The sequence below is a fragment of the Neglectibacter sp. X4 genome (genome assembly GCF_009917365.1).
Taxonomy (GTDB): domain Bacteria; phylum Bacillota; class Clostridia; order Oscillospirales; family Acutalibacteraceae; genus Acutalibacter.
Genome location: NZ_QWLE01000108.1, coordinates 1 through 4045, shown reverse-complemented (window position 1 = coordinate 4045; position 4045 = coordinate 1). Strand labels below are relative to the sequence as shown.

The 4045-nt window shown below is 51.1% G+C and carries 1 protein-coding gene and 2 pseudogenes; all 3 read right to left on the bottom strand.

The genetic code is table 11. The features are described 5' to 3' along the window. Positions 1-2319 (bottom strand): annotated as a pseudogene (locus tag D1841_RS16635) (helicase); the annotation flags it as partial. Beyond that, on the bottom strand, positions 2247-2600 hold the full coding sequence (locus tag D1841_RS16630) for a TnpV protein (RefSeq protein ID WP_160641631.1): 354 nt from the start codon (positions 2598-2600) through the stop codon (positions 2247-2249). The pseudogene D1841_RS16635 and the gene D1841_RS16630, both read right to left, overlap by 73 nt. An 847-nt stretch (positions 2601-3447) precedes the next feature. After that, positions 3448-4045: pseudogene (locus tag D1841_RS16625) on the bottom strand (hypothetical protein); the annotation flags it as partial.

Here is a 4045-nt window from a genome sequence, read left to right as displayed (position 1 = left end):
AAAGGGGCTTGGTTCATCGCTCTCAAGCTGCATACGGATAAGCTCAGGGTCGATGTCCTCAAACTCGTCCGGCTCTTGTGGTTCTTCCTCAAGAAAGTGGGTAAGCAGCCTATCCGGTACAGATACAAGGTCATCAAAGCTCAGTCCGGTCAAGCCATGCTCCACCATATCCTCAAGGCTCTTGAACTCCGTAAAGCGCACGACCTGATTTTCAACTAAGGTTTTGATTTGGAAGTGGACAAGATCAACCTCGACCTGAACCTCCAGCTCCTTGTCTGTAATGGTCGTGTAGGCAATTCCTACTCTCGTCAGATCTGAAAAGTCAGCCTCTGAGCTGTACTCATCAACGCAAAAATTGTTAATCAGGTTCTTTGCCTGCTCCATCAGTCGCTCAGGATTCGGAACAAAGTCCTCAACCTTAAATCCCTGCGGCGGCGGGTCAAGCTGGGAAAGGAAGTCCTGAGAAATTGTCTCCCCGCTCCTGTTTCGATAAAGCACTATGCTCATCGGGGAGCCGTAGAAGTTTTCCTCCTTAATGTCTTTCAGGAATGAATACTCGTTGGTGTATTCGATGCTCTCCCCAACCTCACCGTTTGAACCGAGATACTCAATCCTTCCCACCGGCTGAGACTCTACGGGGTCATCTTTACTGGTGGAAATGATGTTTCTTGTAACCCGCTCCCCGTCCTCAATGGTCGAAACAGCTACATCAATGCCCCTGTCATTTAACAGGTTGATGAAAAGCTGCAAGCGGTCGCTTGGAATCTGTATGGGAGCTTCTAAGGTTTCTGCCAACTCCTGTGTTGACGGAGCAATCCCCAGACAGTCCCCAAGCACTCTTGCGTCCTCGTGATAAGCCACAAAGGTTTCGCCGCTCTGGTACAACAGAACACTGGTGAGATTCTCTACCTTTATCCGGTCGTATTCCTGAATCTGAGAGGGCTTTTCCTGAACAGGCTGCTCCCTCCAAGCGGTATTGAGCCTCTCTGCATAGGCATTGGCTTCCCACTCGCTCAGGAACTCCTCGCTGACGCCCTCATCATCTACATATTGAGCCTCCTGTTCATCGTCCCAGATGCCATAGGCGGTCTGATAACCCCTGTCCAGCTCCACTACATGGAAACGGTCATTGATTTCTGAACTCTCTTCTTTCTGTACGCCCGATGGTACGGTTAAACTTTCACTGTCTCGCACCTTCAAATGGTCGTTAAGGGGGTTCTCCTGCACCTTTCGCTCAAAATCGGCTCTTGTCTCCTCTCGCTGGAACAGGGGAAACTTGGTGTCATAAAGCAAAACCCTGTCACCAGCCAGCGACAGGATTTCAAACTCATCAGCGCCGAAGTAAACCTTGTCGCCCAGATGGTACTCGTAGTGAGTAGCTTCATCAGGCTCCTTTGCCGGTGGCGCTGTGTCCAAAACCTCACGAACGGCTTGACGCTCCTGCTGCTCCTGCCTGCGTTCTTCCTGCTTGGCAAGCCACGCAGGGTAAAGCTCCACTTCCTTGGGGTTCAGGTATCTATCCATGCGGATCAGCTCGGCTATACGCTTTTCGACCTTATTCCAGTTCAGGGTAATGCGGGGATTGTTCTCCCCGAAGCCTCTTTGCAGGGTGATTCCCTTGCCATCGTGCTGCTCGTCAATTCCAGTACCAACTATGACGGGATAGGAGCCGCCCCAACCGTACTCATCTTTGAGAAAATCGACATTTTCCTTTGCGGACAGGCTCTTTTGAAACTGCTCATAGATTCGCATTTTCCCCTCAGAGACACCGCTCCCACGAGTGAGAACAGCGTCGATGATCTCCTGTGAAAAGGAAAAGGCAGAGGATTTCTCCTCTGCCGAAGCAATCAATTCCTGTTGTCCTTCCATAGACGGGAGTGGTTTCATGTTGTCCTGAAGCTCTCCCAAAAGTCTCAATCCCTCAAAGTGGGCGGCAACTACACCCCAATCATAGTATGCCTGTTTCGTGCGGCTCAGATAACTGCCCTCCCACAGATGCAGCACATTCTCATAGGTCTTATAGCCCATTCTGCGCCCGTCATCAAGGATTACCTCGGTATAGTCGTTATTGAAGCACTCCTTGATGAACTCTGTTCGGGCATGGTCGTCCGGCTGACTTTCGAGAAAGTCACGAATGAGCGCCTTAGATTTTTTCAGGTGCGGTGTTGCCAGCAGAATGGCATTCACATCATAGTCAGAACCGAGGAAAGGAATACTCTTGTCCTCGTCAGAACGCTCATGCCAGTTTAGGCGTAGACCACTTCCTCCAATATGATCTCCTGCGCTGCGTTCCTCAGATTGTTCATCTTCCTCACCCAAGCCAGAAAATCCGCCTCTTTCAGGCTCTCCGTCACGCCCTGCTTCTCTCTCATCTGGAAAACGAGCTTCTCCTCCATCGAAATCGCTCTGCGCTGAACTTCTGCCAGATGTTCTGTGAGCTTCCCCTGCGTCAGCAGATTGTAGTACAGGACTCGATGATGCTCCTTCAGGTACTTTCTTCTCAGATTGGCGTACCTGCCCAGCGACACCTCCGGCTGCTCCGGCAGCGTCAGGTTCGGAAGCTCGTAGTCCCCCTGTCTCGTGTAAGTGATTTCGTTCATGTTCAGAACCCCTTTCTTCTGAAATTGTTGCAGCTTCATTGTAGCCGCCCTGCTCTCGTCCCGCAATTATGCGATTTTCCTTGTCCAACGCATGGATGGTTCGGGCAATCTCCGTCAGCGCCATCTCCGCTATATCGCTGGTGGCAAACCCAAGAGCGTTCAGGGTATCTCCCGTATTGAAGTTGATAATATCTTCAAAACCGCTGCGTTCAAAGTAGTCTCCGGTGTCAAGTCCCAGACGGCTCATCAGCATATAGGCGACGCTGTTCCGAACCACTTTTCGGTACATCGCCGCCACCATATCCTCGTCCAGCTCCTCCAGAAAGCTGTTTTCCACCGTATAAAGCAGATCTCCCACATAATCAGGAATATTGTCCTCAACGGCGTTTTTTGCAGCGCTCAGAATGGCGGCTTCCAGAGTGTCCTTTTCGGTAAGAGTCCCGAAGGTACTCTCCAAGGTCTCGATGACCTCAGCTTCATACTCTGGCTTCATCTGCCAGATAGGGACAGGGCGGGAATACCCGCTGGGATGCGTATCGGAAATATCGAAATAGTGCTTGAGTCGCTGGCGGCTGCGGTCGCTGTCCTCAAAAACAGCAATGCCCCTTGCTCCTCTGTTTACCCATCTGCCAAAGCCCTCGTTCCACCGCTCAATTTCCAGAACGGCAGTAGCATCAGGACGCTGGGCAAAGATCAGAAGCTGCTCATCGAAACGGAGCTTGAAGTTCCTGCAAGCAGAGTTCAAAAACTGCTGCCAACTCTCAGGGTTGCCAGACACCCTTTTTGCGGTTCGGTTGTAGATCTCCGAAATAAGGTCATACTTTCGAGCCATCGGCGTACACCTCCTTTATCGTTCTCGGTCTTTCTGCTTGATTGCCTTTCCGTTTTCATCATAGTTCTTCGGTCTTGCGGCAGGGGTATCCCAGCCAAACAGGGAGCCTGCCAGCATAGCGGCTTCCTGAGCCTTTGTCACACCCATTCTCTTGTTTGAGGTATCCACAAACAGCTCTCTCCCACCCTGTGTTTCAAAGGCTTCTCTTTTTCGGATAGGTCTATATCCCTTTTCATAACGAGTGACTTCGATGATGTCCCCGCTTGAGGGCAGAAGCGTCAAACACTTTGGCGGTAGCGGCGGCTCCTTTGGCGCATATGTGTTCCCGTTGCGTTCCATGCGCTCCGCAAACTCGCAGATATGATAAATGCTGCGCCCCACTTCAAGATGGGTTTCATCAATATAGCGGCAGGTTCTATCCAGCTTCTCATCAGTAGACAGAGTAACTGTAATCTGCTCTCCATCGGGAAGCCTGAAAAGCTCATTGTAGCCGCTGTCAATGAAACGAATATCCTTGCGGGCTTCCTCGATGTGCTGATCCAGCCATTTGGAGACATAGCAGAAGCAGTAGAAGTTATAGTCGCCCTGCTGAGGATTGCAGCGGATCAGGAGA